General features: G+C 74.7%; 20 protein-coding genes and 1 pseudogene. 7 read left to right on the top strand and 14 right to left on the bottom strand.

Features of this window, described 5'->3' with window-relative positions; genetic code table 11:
• Window positions 1-25: 25 nt before the first annotated feature.
• Window positions 26-1,072, bottom strand: coding sequence for a B12-binding domain-containing protein (locus tag ACFYZF_RS26620; RefSeq protein WP_387025245.1), 1,047 nt, complete (start codon window positions 1,070-1,072; stop codon window positions 26-28).
• Between the two features lie 25 nt (window positions 1,073-1,097).
• Window positions 1,098-2,840, bottom strand: coding sequence for a SpoIIE family protein phosphatase (locus ACFYZF_RS26615; protein WP_387025243.1), 1,743 nt, complete (start codon window positions 2,838-2,840; stop codon window positions 1,098-1,100).
• A 234-nt stretch (window positions 2,841-3,074) separates the two neighbouring features.
• Between ACFYZF_RS26615 and ACFYZF_RS26610 the strand changes: the two genes are divergently transcribed.
• Entirely contained in the window at window positions 3,075-3,410 is a 336-nt protein-coding gene (locus ACFYZF_RS26610) for an STAS domain-containing protein (RefSeq protein WP_387025241.1), read from the top strand.
• A gap of 67 nt (window positions 3,411-3,477) precedes the next feature.
• Here ACFYZF_RS26610 and ACFYZF_RS26605 read toward each other — a convergent pair whose 3' ends face one another.
• Entirely contained in the window at window positions 3,478-3,795 is a 318-nt protein-coding gene (locus ACFYZF_RS26605; RefSeq protein ID WP_387025240.1) for a hypothetical protein, read from the bottom strand.
• A gap of 208 nt (window positions 3,796-4,003) precedes the next feature.
• On the opposite strand from ACFYZF_RS26605, the pseudogene ACFYZF_RS26600 reads away from it, so the two are divergent.
• The 3 genes and pseudogenes from ACFYZF_RS26600 to ACFYZF_RS26590 form a co-directional block, all read left to right on the top strand.
• Window positions 4,004-4,654, top strand: a pseudogene (locus ACFYZF_RS26600) (DUF2267 domain-containing protein); the annotation flags it as partial.
• 77 nt (window positions 4,655-4,731) lie between these two features.
• Window positions 4,732-5,523: a spermidine synthase gene (locus ACFYZF_RS26595; protein WP_387025238.1), complete on the top strand. Its 792-nt coding sequence runs from the start codon at window positions 4,732-4,734 to the stop codon at window positions 5,521-5,523.
• Between the two features lie 62 nt (window positions 5,524-5,585).
• The gene (locus tag ACFYZF_RS26590; protein ID WP_387025236.1) at window positions 5,586-6,644 is read left to right on the top strand and encodes an AI-2E family transporter; all 1,059 of its coding nucleotides are present in this window, start codon (window positions 5,586-5,588) and stop codon (window positions 6,642-6,644) included.
• A gap of 99 nt (window positions 6,645-6,743) precedes the next feature.
• Here ACFYZF_RS26590 and ACFYZF_RS26585 read toward each other — a convergent pair whose 3' ends face one another.
• From ACFYZF_RS26585 to ACFYZF_RS26560, 6 genes are all read right to left on the bottom strand, one after another.
• On the bottom strand, window positions 6,744-8,045 hold the full coding sequence (locus ACFYZF_RS26585) for an NAD(P)/FAD-dependent oxidoreductase (protein ID WP_387025234.1): 1,302 nt from the start codon (window positions 8,043-8,045) through the stop codon (window positions 6,744-6,746).
• Window positions 8,046-8,452: 407 nt separating this feature from the next.
• Entirely contained in the window at window positions 8,453-9,610 is a 1,158-nt protein-coding gene (locus ACFYZF_RS26580; protein WP_387025232.1) for a ThiF family adenylyltransferase, read from the bottom strand.
• A gap of 164 nt (window positions 9,611-9,774) precedes the next feature.
• The gene (locus tag ACFYZF_RS26575; protein ID WP_387025230.1) at window positions 9,775-10,062 is read right to left on the bottom strand and encodes a DUF6510 family protein; all 288 of its coding nucleotides are present in this window, start codon (window positions 10,060-10,062) and stop codon (window positions 9,775-9,777) included.
• A gap of 63 nt (window positions 10,063-10,125) precedes the next feature.
• A complete protein-coding gene (locus ACFYZF_RS26570) occupies window positions 10,126-10,872 on the bottom strand; it encodes a ferredoxin reductase (RefSeq protein WP_387025229.1) in 747 nt (248 codons plus the stop codon).
• On the bottom strand, window positions 10,869-11,459 hold the full coding sequence (locus ACFYZF_RS26565) for a sulfite oxidase-like oxidoreductase (RefSeq protein ID WP_387025278.1): 591 nt from the start codon (window positions 11,457-11,459) through the stop codon (window positions 10,869-10,871). Before ACFYZF_RS26565 ends, ACFYZF_RS26570 begins: the two co-directional genes overlap by 4 nt.
• Before the next feature lie 171 nt (window positions 11,460-11,630).
• The gene (locus tag ACFYZF_RS26560; RefSeq protein WP_387025227.1) at window positions 11,631-12,650 is read right to left on the bottom strand and encodes a TerC/Alx family metal homeostasis membrane protein; all 1,020 of its coding nucleotides are present in this window, start codon (window positions 12,648-12,650) and stop codon (window positions 11,631-11,633) included.
• A 261-nt stretch (window positions 12,651-12,911) separates the two neighbouring features.
• Between ACFYZF_RS26560 and ACFYZF_RS26555 the strand changes: the two genes are divergently transcribed.
• Window positions 12,912-14,114, top strand: a complete 1,203-nt coding sequence (locus tag ACFYZF_RS26555; RefSeq protein ID WP_387025225.1) for a CaiB/BaiF CoA transferase family protein — start codon at window positions 12,912-12,914, stop codon at window positions 14,112-14,114.
• 44 nt (window positions 14,115-14,158) lie between these two features.
• Here the strand turns inward: ACFYZF_RS26555 and ACFYZF_RS26550 are convergent, their stop codons facing one another.
• Window positions 14,159-14,572, bottom strand: a complete 414-nt coding sequence (locus ACFYZF_RS26550) for a DUF2267 domain-containing protein (protein WP_387025223.1) — start codon at window positions 14,570-14,572, stop codon at window positions 14,159-14,161.
• Window positions 14,573-14,771: 199 nt separating this feature from the next.
• On the opposite strand from ACFYZF_RS26550, the gene ACFYZF_RS26545 reads away from it, so the two are divergent.
• Both ACFYZF_RS26545 and ACFYZF_RS26540 read left to right on the top strand, forming a co-directional pair.
• Entirely contained in the window at window positions 14,772-15,041 is a 270-nt protein-coding gene (locus ACFYZF_RS26545; protein WP_387025221.1) for a DUF2795 domain-containing protein, read from the top strand.
• Between the two features lie 25 nt (window positions 15,042-15,066).
• Complete coding sequence (locus tag ACFYZF_RS26540) at window positions 15,067-15,714, top strand: DUF1345 domain-containing protein (protein WP_387025219.1); 648 nt, start codon at window positions 15,067-15,069, stop codon at window positions 15,712-15,714.
• A gap of 217 nt (window positions 15,715-15,931) precedes the next feature.
• Here the strand turns inward: ACFYZF_RS26540 and ACFYZF_RS26535 are convergent, their stop codons facing one another.
• From ACFYZF_RS26535 to ACFYZF_RS26520, 4 genes are all read right to left on the bottom strand, one after another.
• Complete coding sequence (locus tag ACFYZF_RS26535; protein ID WP_387025276.1) at window positions 15,932-16,597, bottom strand: hypothetical protein; 666 nt, start codon at window positions 16,595-16,597, stop codon at window positions 15,932-15,934.
• A gap of 76 nt (window positions 16,598-16,673) precedes the next feature.
• Window positions 16,674-17,645 (bottom strand): pirin family protein, encoded by a 972-nt coding sequence (locus ACFYZF_RS26530; RefSeq protein ID WP_387025217.1) that lies wholly within the window; start codon window positions 17,643-17,645, stop codon window positions 16,674-16,676.
• Between the two features lie 239 nt (window positions 17,646-17,884).
• On the bottom strand, window positions 17,885-18,484 hold the full coding sequence (locus ACFYZF_RS26525) for a hypothetical protein (RefSeq protein ID WP_387025215.1): 600 nt from the start codon (window positions 18,482-18,484) through the stop codon (window positions 17,885-17,887).
• Between the two features lie 369 nt (window positions 18,485-18,853).
• Window positions 18,854-19,687: a DedA family protein gene (locus ACFYZF_RS26520; RefSeq protein WP_387025213.1), complete on the bottom strand. Its 834-nt coding sequence runs from the start codon at window positions 19,685-19,687 to the stop codon at window positions 18,854-18,856.
• Between the last annotated feature and the right edge of the window lie 53 nt (window positions 19,688-19,740).

Below are 19,740 nucleotides of genomic sequence, written 5' to 3'. Positions count from 1 at the left end.
CGCGGCCCCCCGCACCTACGCACGCTCAACGCGACCGCGCGCCCGCGTCGAGCGACGCCCCCGCCGCGCCCAGGAAACGCGCCGCCCGTGGGGAGTCCCGCAGCTCCCCGGCGTAGTGCCCGAGGGTGAACCCGACCGCCGAGGCCGGCACCCCCCGACTGACCAGGATGGTGACCAGCCACTCCACGAACTCGGCGAACAGCGAGGCGTCGTCGACGTAGACCGCGGCGGCGAGGAAGTCGACGATGTGGCCGAGGTCGCTGACGGTGGAGTCGAGCTGGGCCGGCGTGTACTCCCGCACCCCGGGAACCCTGTCACACAGGTCGGCCAGGGCGCCGTCGATCAGGTCGCCGCGCCGCTTCACCAGGCTGGCGTACTCGTCGTCGGCGAGCTGTGGGGACAGGTCTGCCGGCTGGACCCGACGCAGGGCCCGCTCGTCGGCCACCAGGTCGGCCGCGCCGGGCGCGTCGGGGGCCCAGGCGACCCCGAGCCTGCGGGCCCAGCGCCCGTCGTGGCCGAAGCCCCGGCCGCCGACCACCACCGGCACGTCGGAGCGGCGGCACGCCTCGATCACGCGGTGCGCGTACGGCAGCCGCGTCGGCAGCGCGCAGGCCAGCGCGACCGCGTGCGCGTCGTGCCGGTGCAGGTACGACACCAGGTCCACGGCCGGCACGCTGGCCCCGAGGAAGGTGACCTGCCAGCCGCGCAACCGCAGCACCTCGGCGACCAGCCGGGGCGGCAGGGCGTGCCACTCCCCGTCCATGCAGGCCACGACGACCCGCCCCCGGGTGGGTCGGGGGTTGACCCGGGCGACGACGGCGGCCACGACCCGCTCGCTGATGTGGGTGGCTGCGTGTTCCTGGGCGACACTCCACTCGTTGCGCGCCCACCGCTCACCGATCTCGACCTGGGCGGGAGCGACCAGTTCCAGCAGCACCCGCTCGGCGGGCACCCCGGCGTCGACCAGCCCGAGCGCGGCGTCGACCGCGGCGTACTCGTCGGCCTCCTCCAGTGATCCGAGGAAGCCATGGTACGAGTCGGCCGGGGAGGCCTCGGCGGTGGCTGCGATCACGCGGCGATCTCCTTCGAGAGAGCGGTCAGGACGGGGAGGACACGGCGTGCAGGTGCCGGGCCGGTCGGCTGTGCGGCCCGATGGCCCGCAGCGCGAGCACGGCGATGTCGTCGTGGTCGCGTTGGGCCAGCCAGTCGCAGATGACCTGTTCGACCCGCTCGGCCAACGCCGGGGCGGGCATCCGCTGGCAGCCGTTGAGGGCACGGAGCAGGCGGTCGGTGCCGAACTGCTCGTCGCCACGCCGGCCGCCCCGCGCCTCGGTCACCCCGTCGCTGTAGAGCAGGCAGGTCTCCCCCGGCGCCAACTCGACGGTCACCTCACCGATACGCGGGTCGGGAACCACGCCGATCAGCATCCCGCTGAGGCCGATCAACTCCACCTCACCGGACGTGCGCAGCACCAGCGGGGGCAGGTGGCCGCCGCCGGACATGGTCAGGGTCAGCCCGCCGTCGCGTCGGGGGTGGACCACGCCGAGCACCATGGTGGCGAACCGGCCCTGGCCGTGCGCCAGGGTGGTCTCCAGCAGCGCGTCGTTGAGCAGCCCCAGCAACCGGCCGGGGTTCGACTCCACCCGGTGCAGCGCCTGGAGGCACTGGCGGAGCTGGCCGGTCAACACGGCCGCCTCGACCCCCTTGCCCGAGACGTCACCGAGGAAGAACACCGAGCCGCCGTCGGGCAGGCGGTGCGAGCCGTAGAAGTCCCCGCCGATGCGCAGCCCGGCCTGCGCCGGTCGGTACGCGGTGCCCCACTGCACGCCGGTGGTCTCGGCCGGCTCGACCGGCACCAGGCTGGCCTGGAGGGTGTCGGCGACCTCTGCCTGGTCACGGTAGAGCACGGCGGTGGTCAGGGCGGCGCCCGCCCGGGCCGCGAAGGCACGGACGAGGTCGAGGTCGGCCTCCTCGTGGCGGCGGGCGGTGCGACGGGCGACCAGCAGCACGCCCGCCGGCAGGTCCCGCCCCGGCAGCGGCACCACCCGGACGCTGGCCTCGGCGGCGGCGAGGCCGGGCAACCAGCCCGCCTCGACGGCCTGCTCCACGAGCCAGTCCAGCGCGTGCGGCTCGGTGCCGGCGAGCGCCTCGCCGACGGCGGCCGGCAGGTCGACGGCGTCGAGCACCCCGCTGTCCACGGTCGAGGTGTCGTCGTCGTCGGCGCGGGTGGCCCGCCACCAGCGGGCCCGGCCGGAGCGGGGGGCCGACACCAGCACGGCCACCTCGGCCAGGATGGGCACGGCGAGCCGGACCACCGCAGCGGCGGCCCGGTCGGGGTGCAGCGGGTTGCCGAGCTTCTCCCCCACCACGGCCAGGAAAGCCGAACGGGCCCGCTCGGCGAGCAACGCGTCGGCCCGGGCGACGCTCTCGGTGACATCCTCGACGTACCAGCAGCACCGGGCGGCGGACAGCGACACCTGGCGGACCCGCAGCCTGCGGTCGTGGTGGGTGAACTCGCCGACGCCGGACGCGGTGTCCAGGCCCGCGATCCCGGACGCGGCGAGCAGCGCGCCGACGACCACCTCGGGCAGCAGGCGCCCGGCGGCCGGACTCAGGTGCCGCACCACACCGCGGGCGTCGCAGACGATCAGGCCCTCGCGGAAGTGCTCGACGACCTCGGACCAGGCCGGGGTCGGTGGGCCGCGGTCGGGGGTCAGCCTCGGCAGTCCGGCCACGGGTCGCACCGGCACGTCGGCGGACCAGGCCGGAGCCGGTGCGGTACTCGGCGTGGAGATCCGTCCGTCGCCCGGGTCCGCGCCCCTGACGTCGGCAGCAGTCACCAGCTGAGCACTCCTTCTCTACCACCGCCCGGCACCGAAACGGTGTATGTGGTCCAATCCCTCCCAGCCCACCCTACGCCGGTGTGCCGGCACCGCCACCTGACGCCGGATCGGCCAGCCGGCCTCCCCGGGCTGCCGGCTCGTCCGCTTCCCCGGGGGAGAGGCCGCCGGCGGCCCGCGGAGCCCACCTGAGTCCGGGGTTTGCCGATCGCGGGCGGCTGGGAACATGGGCCCATGCCCTCACCGCTGTTGACCATCGAGGTCACCCGGTCCGAGGCCGGACGCGCCCGGCTTCGGCTGACCGGCGAGCTGGACTTCGACACCGCGCCGGAGCTGACCGCCACCGCCGAGGAGCTGCGTCGGGACGGCTGCCACGAGCTGGAGATCGACCTGGACGGCGTCGGGCTCTGCGACTCCTCGGGGCTCAGCGCGCTGGTGGTGATCCACCGCAGGGGATCCGGCCCGACCCGGCTGACCGGGGTACGCGGCCAGGTCCAGCGGTTGCTCGACCGCACCGGCCTGAGCGAGGTGCTCGCCGCCGACGCCGACGACGCGCGCGACGTCGGCTGACCCCGGGGCCCGGGGCAGGGCGTGGCCCCCGACCCTGGGACCACGAGTCGGGGGCCGGGAGGGTGGCTCAGGTGGCGGTCACCGGTTGCAGGCGCGGCCCGTCGGCCCGCCGTTCGGCGTCGCCCGGCGGGGGCTCCGCGTCCTCCGGTGGTCCGGAGTCGGGCGTCTGGAACAGGTAACGGACGAACTCCCCACCCGCCTCGTTGTCGTCCGCCCCGGGCCACTGACCGGTGCAGTCGACGCCGACCACCTCGCGGCCCATGCCGTCGGACTCCTCCAGCAGGGCCCACAGGCTCACCCGGTAGCACCTGGTCGCCTGCGGCGTGAGCCGCCAGCGGGCGTACCAACCGGGACGGGCGGGGACGATCTCGACGATCCTCTTCATGACGACCTTCCCTTCCGCGTGTGTCGGAAGTACTCCGGCCCACCCCGATCGTGGAGCCCGGTCGGGTGAGCCTGGCTCACCCGCCCCGGATGACGCCGCTCCGGCCGCCGTCGGCCGGACCCGTGCCGTGGGGGCTCGGCCGTTTCGGCCCCGACGACGCCGGGAAGGCGACCGTCGAGACAACGGACCGGAGAGGGCGAGGTGTGCCATGCGTAAACAGATGGAGGGTGACAACCAGCGCCGCCGGGCGCTGGCCCGCCAGTCCCGCGAACGGGGCCGGCAGGCCAGCGAGACCGGCGCGAGCCTCAGCGCGTCCAAGCAGCTCACGCACCTGGACCGGGGTAAGCGGGCCGGGCCGCCGCCGGCCGGCCGGCACAAGCCCGACACCACCCGGGGCGGGCCGGCCCCACCTCCGGCCGCTCCCAGGGCGACCGCCCGGCCGCAGCCACGCCCGCAACGTGGCCCCGGAGGGGCGCCGGGGGCGGTCGGCGTGGGCTACCGGGAACTGGTCGACGACGTCGGACGGCGGGCGGGCGTCGACTTCCGCACCGCGAAGGTGGCGGCCGAGGCCACCGTGTTGACCCTGGCCTGGGCGCTGGACCAGGCCGCACGGGAGCGGCTGCTGACGGCCGTGCCGGTGTCGCTGCACGACGTGGTCCCGGTGGACGGCATCGAGCGCCACCACGACCTGCCCGGCTTCCTCGCCGAGGTGGCCCGGCTCAGCGGCCGTACCCCGGAGCAGGCCCGCTACCAGGCGGAGGCGACGCTCGCCGCGCTGGCCGACCGGGACGGCGACCTGGTCGCCTCGCTGCACGTACCGGACGGGCTGCGCGACCTGCTCGGCTCGGCGGCCGGCGGTTGAGGCCCGGGGTCGGCGGGCAGTCGTGCCCGCCGGCCCGGGGTCGGCGGGCCCGCCGCGGCGACTACGGTGCCGGGATGCACACCGCCACCGACGGCCCGCACCTGGTGGTCGACCCGGCCCGCCGCACCGGGCGCACCCTGCTCGCGGGCGGGGTGGCCCAGTCGTACGTCGACGTGGCCGACCCCCGACACCTGCACTTCGAGTACGTCCGTCGGATGGCCGCCGTGGTCGACCTGGCGGCGCCGCCCGGCGCCCCGGTCGACGCGCTGCACCTCGGCGGGGGCGCCCTGACCCTGCCCCGTTACGTGGGGGCGACCCGGCCGGGCTCCGTCCAGCTCGTGGTGGAGCGGGACCCGGCCGTGGTCGAGCTGGTCCGCCGCGAGCTGCCCGCGCCGGGCGCCGGGGTACGTGTCGTCGTCGCCGACGCCCGCGAGGCGGTGACCGCGGCCCCGCCCGGCGGGTACGACCTGGTGCTCGCCGACGTCTACCGGGCGGCCCGGATGCCGGGGCACGTGGCCAGCGTGGAGTTCGCCGCCGAGGTGGCCCGGGTGCTCCGCCCGGACGGCATCCTGCTGGTCAACGTCACCGACCTGCCCCCGTTGGTGTTCACCCGGTCCCGGGTGGCCACGCTGCGGGCCGTGTACGCCGACGTGTGCCTGGTCGCCGACCGGCGGATGCTGCGCGGGCGGCGTTACGGCAACGTGGTGCTCGCCGCCGCCAACCGGGCGGGCCGGCTGCCGGCCGACCGGCTGGCCGCGCGGGCGGCCCGCGACCCGGTCCCCGGTCAGGTGCTGCACGGGCCGACGCTCGACGAGTTCGTCGGCGGGGCCCGCGCCGGCACCGACGACTCCCTCGGCGTCACCTGAGCCAGCCGGGGCCGCCCACCGCGAGTGGGTTTCCGGCCCGTCGGCGGGGGTAGCCGCGCCGGATGAGGAACGCCGACGACAGGGTCACCGCCCGGCGGGCCGCGGTCGTCATCGCCCTGGTGCTGGCCACCCTGCTCGGGCTGTTCCTGATCTGGGCCACCCGGCGGCTGCTGGTCTGGGCCGTGGTCGCGGCGTTCTTCTCCGTCGCGTTGAAGCCCCTGGTCGACGGCGTGCAACGCCGCTTCGTGCCACGCCGCGCGCTGGCCACCCTGGTGATCTTCCTGGCCGCGTTCGGGGTGCTCACCGCGCTGATCGCGGTGATCTTCCTGCCGCTGGTGGACGAGCTGGGCCGGTTCGCCGACCGGGCGCCGGACCTGCTGCGGGAGACCCGGGCGGGGCGGGGCCCGGTCGGCGAGGCGCTGGAGCGGCTGCGGCTGCGGCGGTACCTGGCCGGCCATTCCAACCAGATCGAGCAGTACGGCAGCCAGCTGCGCGAGCCCGCCGTCGGGCTGGTCCGGCGCGTGCTGGAAACCCTCGCGGGGCTGATCACCGTGATCGTGCTGGCGTACCTCATGGTGCTGGAGGCCCCGAGGATCACCGCAGGCGTGACCGCCCTGCTCAGCGACCGGGCGGCGGGCCGGGCCCGGCGGATCGGCCGGGGCGTGTCCCGGGTGGTCACCGGCTATCTGACGGGGAACCTGCTGATCAGCGTGATCTGCGGCGTCCTGACCTTCCTCGTGCTCGCCCTGACCGGGGTGCCGTTCGCCGGGGTGATCGCGCTGCTGGTGGCGATCGCCGACCTGTTGCCCCTGGTCGGCGCGACTCTGGGGGCCATCCTCGCGGGCGGCGCCGGGTTCCTGCACTCCCCCACCGCCGGGATCGTGGTGCTGGTGTTCTTCGTGATCTACCAGCAGGTGGAGAACCACCTGCTGCAACCGGTGATCATGGCGCGGGCGGTCCAGCTGAACCCGTTGACCGTGCTGGCCAGCGTGCTGTTCGCGGCGGAGCTGGCCGGTCTGATCGGGGCGCTGCTGGCCATCCCGGCCGCCGGGATCGGGCAGCTGCTGCTGCGCGAGTTCGGGCCGGGGAGCCGCCGCCCGCGCCCGGCCGACGAGCGCTGATCACGCCGGCGAGGGGATGACCGCCGCCGGCGAGGTGATCGCGCCAGCGAGGGGGTGATCGCGACGGCGAGGGGGTGATCGCCAAAAAGCGCCGGGCGCTCAGCCGTGCCGGACCGGGACCTCCGGCGACGAGCTCTCCAGCGGCACGGCGTTGGCGGGCACCAGGCCGAGCCGCGCGGCCGGACGGGGCAGGGTGGCGTCGAGCAGCCAGTCCGCGCCGATCCGGGCCCGGTTTCCCGGCATGGCCAGCAGGTGGTAGCCGCGGGTGACGGCCTTGGCCGGCAGCCCGGACAGCGGCACCTTCAGCGGGTTCGCCGCGGCGTCCTTGCCGCCGAGGTCGACCACCCAGCCCAGGTCGTGGTGCTTGTACGGCCGACGCCGGCCCTGCCCGTAGGAGGCGGCGATGTTGTGCGCCGCCAGCTTGCCCTGGCGCTGGGCGTGCTGGGCGGTCATGGTGCAGACCTGCCCGGGGCGGGTCAGGTCGGGCACCGCGGCGGCGTCGCCGCACGCGTACACCTCGGGGAAGCCGGGGACGGTGAGGTGCTCGTCGACCACCAGGCGCCCCTTCTCGGTGCGCAGGCCGAGCTCGGCGACGAACGGGTCAGGGCGCACCCCGACGCACCAGACCAGGCTGCACGTGGGCACGCACTCGCCGTCGGTCAGCCGCACCCCGTCGAACGTGGCCTCCGCCACCGACGTGCCCATCCGCACGTCGACGCCGCGCCGGCGCAGCACCCGGTCGGCGGTCACCGACATCCGCTGATCCAGTTCGGGCAGCACCCGGGGGGCCACGTCGAGCAGCATCCAGCGGGGCCGGACTCCCAGGTGCGGGTGCTGGGCGGCCAGCCGGTCGGTGAAGAGTTGGCCGTGCGCGGCCACCTCGGTCCCGGTGTAGCCGGCGCCGACCACCACGAAGGTGGTGCGGGCCCGCTGCTCGGCCGGGTCGTCGGTCAGCTCGGCCAGTTCGATCTGGCGTACCACGTGGTCGTGCAGGTAGAGCGCCTCGGGCAGGCCGCGAAAGCCGTGGGCGTACTCGGTGACGCCGGGGATGGGCAGCAGCTTGTTGACGCTGCCGACGGCGAGCACCAGGCGGTCGTAGGCGAGCCGGCCCTGGTCGCCCTCCGGCATCGTGTAGCCGACCCAGCGGTTCTGCAGGTCGATCCGGTCGGCCTCGCCGACGACCACCCGCACGCCGTCGAGGGTGCCGCTGAGCGGCACCGCGATCCGGCCGGGCTCGACCACCCCGGCGGCCACCTCGGGCAGCAGCGGCAGGTAGAGAAAGTAGTCGGTCGAGTTCAGCAGGACGATCTCGGCCCGGTTCCGGGCGATCCCGCTCAACGTCTTCGCCGCGTGGTAACCGGCGAACCCGGCCCCCACGATCACCACCCGAGGCTTCGTCATGGGGGGTGCCGTTCCCGCCGCCGGCCAGGGCAAACGTCAGGAATCAGTCCGGCTGGGGCCGGACGTGGGCGGTCCCGGCGCGATCGCCTCGACCTGCCGGCGGCGGCCGAAGGCGCGGGGTGCGCACCCGGCCGCTGACCAGCCGGGTGTCGAGGTGGACCAGGTCGCCGATGCCGCCCGGCGGCGCGTCTCCGGGGGTCGGGCGTGGGCCCCGGTTTCAGTTGCCGCTGGGGTTGCTCGCACCGGTCGTCTCCACCTTGTCCAGCTTCCGGATGACTATCTGCTCCACTGTTCTCACCTCCCTCCGAGGGGGTCGGACCCGGTCCCACCTCCCTCTGCGGGGGTCGGGACCGGACCGGGCGCGCAGCTCGTGCGGCAGACCCGGCAGCAGTCGGCGGCCTCGACGCTCATCGGCACGCCGACCTGCCGGCGACGACCGCCGCGTCGACGGGTGTCCCGCCGCAGCCGGCCGGGCAGCGCGGGTGCGGCGGGTGGGCGATGAGGAAGTGCTGGTCGGGGGCGACCAGATTGATCCCCTGGAGCTGACCGGGCCGGACGGCCGGCACGCCGGTCAGCAGGGCCGTCGCCAGGTGGGCGGCGAGGTGCCCGGACAGGCCGGCCGAGGACGCGCTGACCGCGCTGCTGCTCTCCCGCTGCACGGTGTACTCGGCGGCCGGGTCGTCGCGGCGGCGCCTGTCGTGCTCGGCGAGCCAGAAACACTCGTAGCACGGGCCCACCCGGGGCAGGTACGCCGCCGCCGTCACCACCGGGCCGTGGTACCCGGCGTCCACCCAGGGGGTCGCGGCGCCCAGGCAGACCCGGTTGGCCCAGGCCCGGATGGCGCCCGGCCGGTCGGCGCAGAGCAGCAGCACGTCGCATCCGGCGACCAGCCGACGCAGGTCGGCCGGCCCGCGCACCTCGGACCGCTCTGCGGTGACCTCGATGTCGGAGTTGAGCCGGCGCAGCCGGGCCACCGCGGCGTCCACCTTGGGCCGGCCGATGTCGTCCTCGACGTACATGGTCTGGCGGTTGAGGTTGGACAGCTCGACCACGTCGGGGTCGACGCAGTGCAGCCGCCCGACCCCGCCGGCGGCCAGGGCGAGCGCGGCGGCCCCGCCGGTGCCGCCCAGCCCGACCACGACCGCCCGGGAACGCTTCAAGGCGAGCTGCGGCTCCCAGGACGTGGCGCGCGGGACCAGGTCGATCCAGCGGTGGAACCGGCGGCCGCGGTCGTGGCGCTCCCGGTCCCGGTCGGTGAGTTCCGGCGGGTCGGGGGCAGCCGCGTCGGTGAGATACCCGGCGGCGGCGAACAGGTCGAGCGCGGCGCGTACCGCGCCGGCCTTCTCGCCCGGGTGCGCGGCGAGCACCTGCCGGACGATCTCCTCGACGCCGCGGGTGCCGTCGGCGGCGCACAGCGTCGTCCAGATCGCGCCGGTGGGATCGAGCACCTCGGCCGCGATGCCGTAGACCGATCCGCCCACGCGGATCCGGCCGCCCGGCAGCCGGTGCAGGCCGTGCTCGGGTTTGACCTGGGGATGCCACCCGGACGTCGCCAGTGATGCCATCGATCCTCGCCCCCGAACGGCAGATCGCTGTCCCGGGGATCAGCCTCGCGCAGTCGGGCCGGGGAACGCAACACCCGGCGGCCGATCGGTGGCCGGTCGGGTACCCGACCCGCCCGTAGGGGCACCGCGGCGGTGGCCCGGCACCGGGCCGGCGTCCAGGCGCGTCAGAGGGGTCGGGGTTGGTCGGGGGGCATGGGCACCTGGAGGTAGGTGGTGCCGCGCAGGTCCAGCCAGGCCCGGTCGGGCGCCCGGACCAGGCGCAGCATCACCGCCGCGCAGGCTGGGCAGCGGGCGACCAGGCCGGGGGCGTGCGGGTAGACGTGCAGGCCGGCGAGCGGGCCGGTCATGCCGCACGACTGGCAGCGCCCGGTGGCGGCGCTCAGGTCGACGGCGAACAGCTCGCGCAGCGGGCCGTCGAGCATGTTGCCGTCCAGGTAGGTCATCTCGGTCATCGGGTCTCCTCGGGCGGGTCGGGGCCGGATCGGCTGGTGCCGGCCGCGTCCGGCCGGGCTCGGTCAACCGGTCGGGCCGAAACGTTCGGTGCGGATCCGCCGGGGCTGGTGGCCCAGGCCCACCAGCAGGTCCGCCACCGTCTCGACGAAGCCGGTCGGTCCGCAGACGTAACAGAGCGGCTCCAGGTCGGGCGGCCAGCCGTGGACGTTCACGTCCGCCAGCCCGATCCGGTGCGGCTCGCCGCGCCACCCGTCGGGCACGGCCCGGGTGTACACGTACGCCACGTCGAGTCCCTGGTCGTCGCGGGCGCGGCGGCGCAGCTCCTCGGCGTAGAACACGTCGGTCGGGGTGCGCACCGAGTAGACCAGCCGGAACGGCGCCCGGCTGCCGGCGGCCCGGCGGGCCCGGACCATCGCCATCAGCGGCACCACGCCCGAGCCACCGGCGACCAGCAGCACCGGTGCGGTCTCCGTGCGCCGCCAGACGAACCAGCCGCCGACGGGGCCGCGCACCTCCACCGGGTCGCCCGGGGCCCAGACGTCGATCAGGTACGGCGACACCTCGCCGTCGGGCACCCGCTGCACGGTCAGCGCGATCCGGTCGCCGTCGGCCGGCCCGGCGAGGGAGTACGACCGGGCTGCCTGGTACCCGTCGGACGCGGTGAGCCGGACGTCGACGTGCTGGCCGGGCAGGTGCCCGGGCCAGCCGGGCGCGTCGATGACGAGCGTCCGCGCGGTCGGCGTCTCGCCCCGCCGCTCGACCAGCCGGGCCACCCGCCAGGTCAGCGGGGCGTTCGACGGGGCGTTCAATCGCCGGTGTAGCGCTGCTCGCGCCACGGGTCGCCGTAGGCGTGGTACCCGGCGGTCTCCCAGAAGCCGGGCTCGTCCATAACCTTGAGCCGGATGCCGCGCACCCACTTCGCGGACTTCCAGAAGTAGAGGTGGGGCACCAGCAGCCGGGCCGGGCCGCCGTGCTCGGCGGGCAGGTCGCGGCCGTCGAAGCGGTACGCCACCCAGGCCCGGCCGCCGCGCAGGTCGGCCAGCGGCAGGTTGGTGGTGTACCCGCCGTACGAGTGGACCAGGGCGTACGCCGCGTCGGTGTCGACGCCGTCGAGCAGGACGTCCAGCGAGACGCCCTGCCAGGTCGTCGCGATCTTGGACCAGCGGGTGACGCAGTGGATGTCGACGGTCGGGGTGTCCTGGGGCAGGGCGGTGAACTCGGCCCAGGACCAGCGGCGCTCCGCGCCGGTCTCGGTGGTGACGACGAACTCCCAGGTGTCCGGCCGCACCTTCGGGGTGGGGCCGGCGGAGAGCACCGGGAAGTCCTCGGTCAGGTACTGCCCCGGTGGCAGGGCCGGCTCCGCCGAGCGGGGCCGGCCCTGGAAGCCCGGTGACACGATTCCCACCAGCCAGTCGTACCACCTGGCGGATCTCGGTGGCACCGTTACGCCCGGACCCGCCGGGGCGGACGACCACGGCGGACGCGGGTCGGGCCGGAGTCCCGCCCACGCGCCGTCGCGGCGTGGCCGATGTCGACGGCGGGCGGTGACGCCCGGCCGTCGACGCGGTCAGTGCCGGTCGGCGACGGTCTCCTTGTCGCCCTCCGCGGCGTTGCGGGTGGCCCGGAGGCTGGTGAACGTCACGACGACCAACACGCCGATGATCACCCCGAGCGAGGCCAGCGTGGGGATCTGCGGCACGCCCGGCCAGATCCCGTGCGCCCAGTGCAGGCCGAGCTTGACGCCGATGAAGGCGAGAATGAAGGCCAGGCCGTAGCTGAGGTGCACCAGCCGGCTCAGCGCGGCGTGCAGCACGAAGTACAGCGCCCGCAGGCCGAGCAGGGCGAAGGCGTTGGTGGCGAAGACGAGGTACGGGTCCTCGGTGATGCCGTACACGGCGGGCACCGAGTCGACGGCGAAGACGATGTCGGTGGCGAACACCGCGACCACCACGAGGGCGAGCGGGGTGAGCGCCCGGCGACCGTTCTGCCGGACGACCATCCTCGTGCCCTGGTACTCCTCGACGACCGGCATGAACCGGCGCAGCAGCCGCACCGACCGCATCTTGTTGATGTCCACCGTCTGCTCGTGGCCGGAGACGGCGTCACGAAGCAGCTTGACGGCGGTGACGATGAGGATGGCCGCGAAGATCAGGAAGGCGAAGTCGAGGGTCTGCAGGGCTGCCGCGCCGAGGGCGATGAAGATCGCCCGCAGCACCAGCGCACCGGCGATGCCGTAGAGCAGCACCCGCTGGGCGAGGGCGGCGGGCACCGCGAACGCCGCCAGCAGCAGCATGAAGACGAACAGGTTGTCGACCGAGAGGGACTTCTCGACCAGGTAGCCGGTCAGGTACTCCACGCCCTGCTGGGAGCCGAAGCGGGACCAGACCCAGGCGCCGAAGGCCAGCGGCAGGGCGATGTAGAAGGCGGACCAGCCGAGCGCCTCCTTGAGCGACACCTCGTGCGGCTTGCGGGTGACGAGGAAGTCCAGCACCAGCAGCGCGAGCACGCCGGCGATGGTGACCGCCCAGAGCGTGGGCGTGCCCACCGATGACAACTCACCGGCGGACAGATAAGACAATTCGGTCATGGAATCCCCTCGAACACCGTCTCATGTTCGAGGTCTCCTTCACCCACGTTCCCGTGGGCAACCACCCGAGGCGTGCTCCGGGCACGCCGTACTGACCGGAATGATTCGTGGGAAGTACTCCCCTCGTGCGACAAGGTTAGGTCAGCCCGGTCGCCTCGCCAAGCCGCGACCCCCGCCGTCACCAGCGGTGATCGGGGCGGAACGCGCGGGACGGATTCCCGGCACCTCACGGGACAAACGCGAAACACCTATGGTGGCCCGATGGACGAGCGCGTGAGCCACCCCGACGCGGGCCGGGCGGCGGCCGGCGGCGGGGCCGGCCCGCTGGCCGGGGTGCGGGTGGTCGAACTGGCGGGCATCGGCCCCGGCCCGTTCGCCGCGATGATGCTGGCCGACCTGGGCGCCGACGTGATCCGGGTGGACCGGGCCACCGACGTCGACCCGTCGGCGTTCGGCACCCCCCACCCGGACCTGCTCAACCGGGGCCGCCGCTCGGTCGCGGTGGACCTGAAGTCGGCCGGCGGCCGGGACGCGGTGCTGGCCCTGGTCGGCCGCGCGGACGCGCTGGTCGAGGGCTTCCGCCCCGGGGTGACCGAGCGGCTCGGCCTGGGCCCCGCCGACTGCCGCGCGGTCAACCCACGCCTGGTGTACGGGCGGATGACCGGCTGGGGGCAGGACGGCCCGCTCGCCCCGTACGCCGGGCACGACATCGACTACCTGGCCCTGACCGGGGCGCTGCACGGCATCGGTCGGTCCGGCGAGCGTCCGGTGCCGCCGCTGAACCTGCTCGGCGACTTCGGCGGCGGCGGGATGATGCTGGCCCTGGGCATCGTCTCGGCCCTGTACGCCGTCCGGGCCGGAGCGCCCGGACAGGTGGTCGACGCGGCCGTCGTGGACGGGGTGGCGGTGCTGTCGACCCAGGTCCACGCGCTGCGCCGGCTCGGCTTGTGGCAGGACCCGCGCGGGGTCAACCTGCTCGACGGCGGCGCACCGTTCTACGACACGTACGAGTGTGCGGACGGCCGCCACCTCGCCGTCGGCGCCCTGGAGTCCCGCTTCTACGCGGAGCTGGTCCGGCGTACCGGCTTCCCGCTGCCCGGCGACGAGGCGCCGGACCGCGACGACCCGGCGAACTGGCCGGCGCTGCGCGCGGCGTGGGCGCGGCTGTTCCGCACCCGCACCCGCGACGAGTGGACGGCGCTGCTCGGCTCCTCGGACGCGTGCGTCGCGCCGGTCCTGGACTGGAGGGAGGCGCCGGAGCACCCGCACCTGGCGGCCCGAGGGGTGTTCGTGGAGCACGCCGGGGCGACCCAGCCAGCACCCGCGCCCCGGTTCACCGGCACGCCGACGGCGCTGCGCCGGCCGCCGCCGCACCCGGGCGAGCACACCGACGAGGTGCTGGCGGAGGCCGGTCTCGCCGCCGACCGGATCGCCGCCCTGCGCGCCGCCAACGCGGTCGCCTGAGGGTCGCCGCCGCCGGGGTGGGTCGGCCGGTCAGGGTCGGCCGGTCAGGGTCGGCGCGGGACGGCCGCCCCCGGGGCGAGCGCCGGCTCGACCATGTCCCGGTAGTCGCGCGGCATCTGGATGACGATGTCGTCGAACTCCCCGCCGCTGACCGCCTCGCGCAGGGTGACGAACACCGCCCGGACGGCGTCCCGGGCGGCCCGCTCGTCCAGGCCGGCCCGCTGGCCGACCCGGGCCACGAACTCGGCCGCGCCGAACCGGTCGGCTGCCTCGGTGTCCGGGCTCGGCCGCAGGACCAACTGCAACGGCTTCGGCAACTGGGCCGCGAGGTCGAGCACCTCGCCGCCGGTCAGCCGCTCCGCCAGGGTCTCCAGCGTGGCGCGGGTCAACTCCACGGCCCGCTCCCCGGGGACCTGTGCCCGCAGGGACACCTGTTCGACGAAGGTGTCGTAGTTCATGGCGGTGCTCCTTCCGCTGCATCGGGCCGGTCGCGTACCCGTCCCACCGGGCCGGAAACGGCGACCCGGACGGCTCGACCCGGACGGGCCGCGTCCGCGATTTCCTCGCGCCGGACGGGCGTGGGCGGCCGGCGGGTGGGTAACCGCGGCCGGTCGTGAAGTCGTGAACCGGATCGAACCGGCGAGGAGAGCCCACACCATGGCGAGTTACGACGAGGTCCTGCGGTACCTGTCCAGCCTCGACTACCCGGCCGAGAAGGCCGACGTGGTACGCGAGGCGCAGCGGGAGGGGGCGCCGCCGGACGTGCTGCGCGCGTTGCGCGCCCTGCCCCCGGTCGACTACGCCAACGGCAACGAGGTGGCCCGCTCCGCCAAGATCGACGCCGCCCCGGAGATCGGCAGGTCGCAGCGTGCGGCACAGGCCCGGAACCCGCACACCCGGGTCTCGCAGCACCTGCGCGGCATCTGAGCGCCGCGCCGTCGGGAACGGGTGGGTGCGCGGCAGGGACGGACACACCCCGGCGGTGGTCCAGCTCGCCGTGCTCGGGCTGGCCGGTGGGCTGGGCGGCGGCCTGTTCGCGCTCGTCGGCCCGCCGTCGCTCAGCCCCCTCGTGGGCTGGGACGCGGCGGCCCTGAGCTGGCTGGTGCTGGTCTGGCGCACGCTGTGGCCGTCGGACGCCGAGCGGACCGCCCGGCTCGCCGTACGCGAGGACCCGAACCGGCCCACCCGCGACCTGCTGCTGCTGGTCGCCTGCCTGGCCAGCCTGGTCGCCGTCGCGGTCGTGCTGGTCACCGCGCGCAGCGCCCGGCCGGGGCCGGCCCGGGACGCCTACAGCATGCTGGGGGTGGCCAGCGTGCTGCTGTCCTGGCTGGTGGTGCACACCGTCTTCACCGCCCGGTACGCCCGGATCTACTACGGTGGGCCCGACGGCGGGGTGATGTTCCACCAGGCACAGCGCCCGCGCTACTCGGACTTCGCCTATCTGGCGTTCACGGTGGGGATGACCTTCCAGGTCTCCGACACGAACCTGACCAGCAACGAGATGCGTACGACCGTGCTGCGGCACGCGCTGGTGTCGTACCTGTTCGGGGCGGTGATCATCGCCGCGACGGTGAACCTGCTGGCCGGGCTCGTCAGGTGAGCGGGCCGGCCGGAGACAGGCGGGCGCCCCGGGCCACGAACCGCGACCTGGGGCGCCACGCAGAACCTGTCTCCCGGCGGTGACCGCGACCCGAACCGGGTCGCACCGCCGGACGGCCACGTCCGCCCGAACCGGGCGAACTCGACTGCCGAGATCATCATAGCTTCCGCCATCGTACTTACGGTCAAATTTCGAGGAACTGTGGGCCGGCACACGTTCAGTCGGCCAGCTCGGCGTACCGCTTCTCCAGGTCCACCCGGGCGAGCGCGCCGACCAGCCAGGCCAGCCGCTCCGACTCACCGCCGCCGGCCAGCTGGGCGAGATCGGTCGCGGACCGCCCCAGGCCGAGCCGGCGGGCCGCCGCGAGCGCCCGTCGGTCCGCCACCGGGGCCACCTCCCGCCACAGCGCCTGCGCCTCGCGCAGGAACAGGTCGACCACCCCGGCGTCGACCCCGGGCAGCTCGGCCAGCTGCGCCCGTTCGCCGGCCGGGTCGTGGTGCGCCGCGGCGCGCAGCCGGCGCAGGTCGCCCCGATACCGATCCACCACGGCACGGGCGAGGTCGCCCAGGGTGTCGGCGAGGGCGTCCACGTCGCCGCGCTGCCCGGCCTCCCGCAGCACCCGCACCCGGTCGGCGTGCAGCGAACGGGCCATCCGGGCCGCGCTGTCCCAGCCGGCGTCACGCAGCGCGGCGGCGGTGTCCAGGGCCCGCCGGAAGTCGCCCCGTCGGGCCAGCAGGACCGACAGGACGAGGAGCTGGAACAGGCTGGACGGATTGTTGGTGACCCGGAACCCGTACTGCTCGGCGAATCCTCGCCCGCTGCCGGCGAGCCGGCGGGCCAGTCGTTTCTTGTCTTCGATGCTGGAGATCGCAATGGTCGGCATGCCCGCGACTACCCGCGTCGCCACCCGCCACGCCTCCACCCGCCGGTGCCTGTGCCCGCCCGGCCCCGCCCGGGGTTCAGGCCCGGATGTCGCCGTGCCGGGTGCGGGCCTTGAGCCGGGTGGTCGGCAGCGCGGGCGCCGGCAGCGGCGGCGCCGCGTCGTCGGCCACCGTCCCGAACCGACGGCCGGCCGCCCAGTCCTCGCGGGCCGCGGCGACCTCCTCGTGCGACCGGCCGACGAAGTTCCACCACATCACCAGCGGCTCCTCGAACGGCGCCCCGCCGAGCAGCAGCAGCCGGCTGTCCGACGCTGCGCTCAGGGTGAGACTCTCCCGACCGGCACCGAGGTAGAGCAACGCACCCGGTTCCAGCGGCACGTCACCCACCTGGGCGGAACCGGACATCGCCAGCAGGCCGTACTCGAAGTCGCGGCGCAGCGGCAGCCGGGCCGGCGCCGCGCCCCGGGCCGTGAGCTGCGCGCCGACCAGCGGGGTGTGCAGCACCGCCGGGGACCGCTCCCCGCCCAGCTCGCCGGCCAGCAGCGTGACGTCGAGGTCTCCGTCGCGCCACACCGGCAGGTCCTCGTGGTGGGCGAAGTCGGGCACCGCCGCCCGCGCCGGGTCCGGCAGGGCCACCCAGAGCTGCACCCCGTGCATCACCGGCGGATGCGCCGCCGGCGACCGCTCCGAGTGGGCGATGCCGTGGCCGGAGGTCATCACGTTGAGCTGCCCCGGCCGGATCGGCTGGACGTTGCCGAGGCTGTCCCGGTGCACGATCTCCCCGTCCAGCAGCCAGGTGACCGTCTGCAACCCGGTGTGCGGGTGCGGCGGCACCTCCATCCCGGGCCGCTCGGCGACGTCGTCCGGCCCGAAGTGGTCGACGAAGCACCAGGCCCCGACCATCCGCCGCTGGCGCTGCGGCAGCAGCCGACGCACCGTCGTGTAGCGGCCGAGCGGCACGTCGTGCCCGGGCAGCAGCACGCTGCCCGGATCGGCGGGCGCCACGCCGGGCGGTCGCGTCTGCGCCGGCAGGGATTCGGTACGGTCCACCGCCCGACTGTACGCCCGGGCTTCCCCGACGGTCACCGCGTCGGCCCCGAGCCACCTCCCGGATCGCCGTGGCACCCGAGCGGGTCGCTGCTCTGCACCGTGGGGGCCGCCGGCGTCCCCCGTCCGGCCGGGCGTCCCCGGGAAACCGCCGGCCCCGAACGCGCGGACGCCGCTGGCCGGCCCCCGGGGTGTCGGGGACCGGCCAGCGGTGGTGCCGTAGTAGGCGGTGGTGCCGGGGGTCAGCTGTTCCAGTGCTCGGCGACGAGGTCGGCGGCCTGCTGCTCCCACTGCGCGTACGCGTCGGGGTACGCCGACACCTGCACGGTCTGGGCGGCCTCGGTCAGGGGCATGTCCTGCCACCCGTCGACCTGCTTCAGACCCTTCAGGAACGCCAGGGTCGAGTATTCGGGGTCGGTGATCTGCTCGGGGGTGCCCCAGCCGGAGGTGGGGCGCTGCTGGAACAGGCCCTGCGAGTCGTGGTCGTTACGGTCGCCCAGGTGACCCAGGTTCTCCAACTTCGACTCCTGCAAAGAGGTGCCGATCGAGATCACGGCGGCCCGCTCGTCCATACCGGCCTTCTTCGTCGCCGCCACGATCGCCTTCACGTTGGCGGTCTGCTCGTCGCCGAGCGCGATACGGGACTGCTCACCCTGCACGCCGTGCGGGATCAGCTTGGCCTTGTCCACTGCCGGCTTGTCGGCCTGCACGGCCACCGCGGCCGGCATGGCCGACTCGACGGTCCCAGTAGTGGTGGCGTGATTCAGCGGACCGGCGGCCAGACCACCAGCGAACGCCAGACCAGCGATACCGAGAACGCTCTTACGCATGATCGTGTTCATGGGGGGTGACTCCAATCGGGGGTCGACACACGCGCCCGCCCAGGGAAAGGACGGGGGGTGTGAGCACCACGTCGAGGCGCCCAACAGATCAAGAACAAGGGGGGAAGTCGTCCGGCGGCTCACCGCACCCGCAGAGGGGTGCTGATGGCGGCGGGACCATGTGTAACGACCGGCGGCCGACCCGCATTCCACCGGGGTTCGGCCGGCTCAGCCGCGGGGTGCGCTACTCGATCGTCCGCCATGTGTAACGACCCCGGGCCGGCCCATGTTCCACCGGACGGGTGTCACCGGTCACCCCGAACCGGACATTCGACCCAGACACGCCACCACCGGGCGCGCAGGGCCTTTCCGCACGACGTCCACCGGGGGTCAGCGCTCGGGCTCTCCCCGCCAGGACCCGCTGCGGTAGACGGTCCCCCGGTACTCCCGCGCCCCACCGAACTCCGGCCCGACCGACGGCGACGCCTCCGCGTCCGACGCGTGGACAGCGTCGACCGGGGCGACCGGGTCGGCCTTGTCGACGGGCAGCTGTCGGGCGGCGCGGGCACGCCGCACCCGGGTGACGACGAACCAGCCGAGCGCCACCACGCACACCGCGATGACCACGTTCTGGAACGCGCCGACGTAGCCCTCGACGACGTGCCACTTCTCCCCCAGCAGATAGCCCGCCATCACGAAGATCGTGTTCCAGATCAGGCTGCCGAGGGTCGTGAACAGCAGGAAGGTCGGCACCGGCATCCGTTCCACACCGGCCGGGATCGAGATGAGGCTGCGGAACACCGGGATCATCCGGCCGAAGAACACCGCCTTGACGCCGTGCCGGAGGAACCACGCCTCCGTCCGGTCGACGTCCTCGAGCTTGACCAGCGGCAGTCGCGCGACGACGGCGCGCATCCGGTCCCGGCCCAACATGGCGCCGATCACGTACAGCGCGAGGGCACCGACCACGGAACCGAGGGTGGTCCAGCCGATCGCCCCGACCAGACTCATTCTTCCCTGGCTGGCGACGAACCCGGCCAGCGGCAGGATCACCTCGCTGGGGATCGGCGGAAAGAGATTCTCAAGCGCGACCGCCAGTCCCGCGCCGGGGCCGCCCAGCCGTTCGACCAGGCCCGTGACGAACCCCACGGGCCCGTCGGAACCGGGCTCGGGACCGGCGGCGATCGTACGGGGGAAGGGCAGGAGCGGTTGCGTGCTGATCATCCGACAAAGCTAATGACCGTCTCCGCCGACCGCCATGCCGTCACCCGCTCCGC

The sequence above is a fragment of the Micromonospora sp. NPDC001898 genome (genome assembly GCF_042891255.1).
Classification (GTDB): Bacteria; Actinomycetota; Actinomycetes; order Mycobacteriales; family Micromonosporaceae; genus Micromonospora.
Note: the sequence above shows the minus strand (reverse complement) of the source record. Positions and strands in the feature narration are given on the sequence as shown.

Bases quoted from the DNA above. Each gene is read 5' to 3' on its own strand.
- ACFYZF_RS26610 (WP_387025241.1), top strand. From the start codon at position 3,075: ATGCCCTCACCGCTGTTGACCATCGAGGTCACCCGGTCCGAGGCCGGA.
- ACFYZF_RS26605 (WP_387025240.1), bottom strand. From the start codon at position 3,795: ATGAAGAGGATCGTCGAGATCGTCCCCGCCCGTCCCGGTTGGTACGCC.
- ACFYZF_RS26595 (WP_387025238.1), top strand. From the start codon at position 4,732: ATGCACACCGCCACCGACGGCCCGCACCTGGTGGTCGACCCGGCCCGC.
- ACFYZF_RS26590 (WP_387025236.1), top strand. From the start codon at position 5,586: ATGAGGAACGCCGACGACAGGGTCACCGCCCGGCGGGCCGCGGTCGTC.
- ACFYZF_RS26585 (WP_387025234.1), bottom strand. From the start codon at position 8,045: ATGACGAAGCCTCGGGTGGTGATCGTGGGGGCCGGGTTCGCCGGTTAC.
- ACFYZF_RS26580 (WP_387025232.1), bottom strand. From the start codon at position 9,610: ATGGCATCACTGGCGACGTCCGGGTGGCATCCCCAGGTCAAACCCGAG.
- ACFYZF_RS26575 (WP_387025230.1), bottom strand. From the start codon at position 10,062: ATGACCGAGATGACCTACCTGGACGGCAACATGCTCGACGGCCCGCTG.
- ACFYZF_RS26560 (WP_387025227.1), bottom strand. From the start codon at position 12,650: ATGACCGAATTGTCTTATCTGTCCGCCGGTGAGTTGTCATCGGTGGGC.
- ACFYZF_RS26555 (WP_387025225.1), top strand. From the start codon at position 12,912: ATGGACGAGCGCGTGAGCCACCCCGACGCGGGCCGGGCGGCGGCCGGC.
- ACFYZF_RS26550 (WP_387025223.1), bottom strand. From the start codon at position 14,572: ATGAACTACGACACCTTCGTCGAACAGGTGTCCCTGCGGGCACAGGTC.
- ACFYZF_RS26545 (WP_387025221.1), top strand. From the start codon at position 14,772: ATGGCGAGTTACGACGAGGTCCTGCGGTACCTGTCCAGCCTCGACTAC.
- ACFYZF_RS26535 (WP_387025276.1), bottom strand. From the start codon at position 16,597: ATGCCGACCATTGCGATCTCCAGCATCGAAGACAAGAAACGACTGGCC.
- ACFYZF_RS26525 (WP_387025215.1), bottom strand. From the start codon at position 18,484: ATGAACACGATCATGCGTAAGAGCGTTCTCGGTATCGCTGGTCTGGCG.
- ACFYZF_RS26520 (WP_387025213.1), bottom strand. From the start codon at position 19,687: ATGATCAGCACGCAACCGCTCCTGCCCTTCCCCCGTACGATCGCCGCC.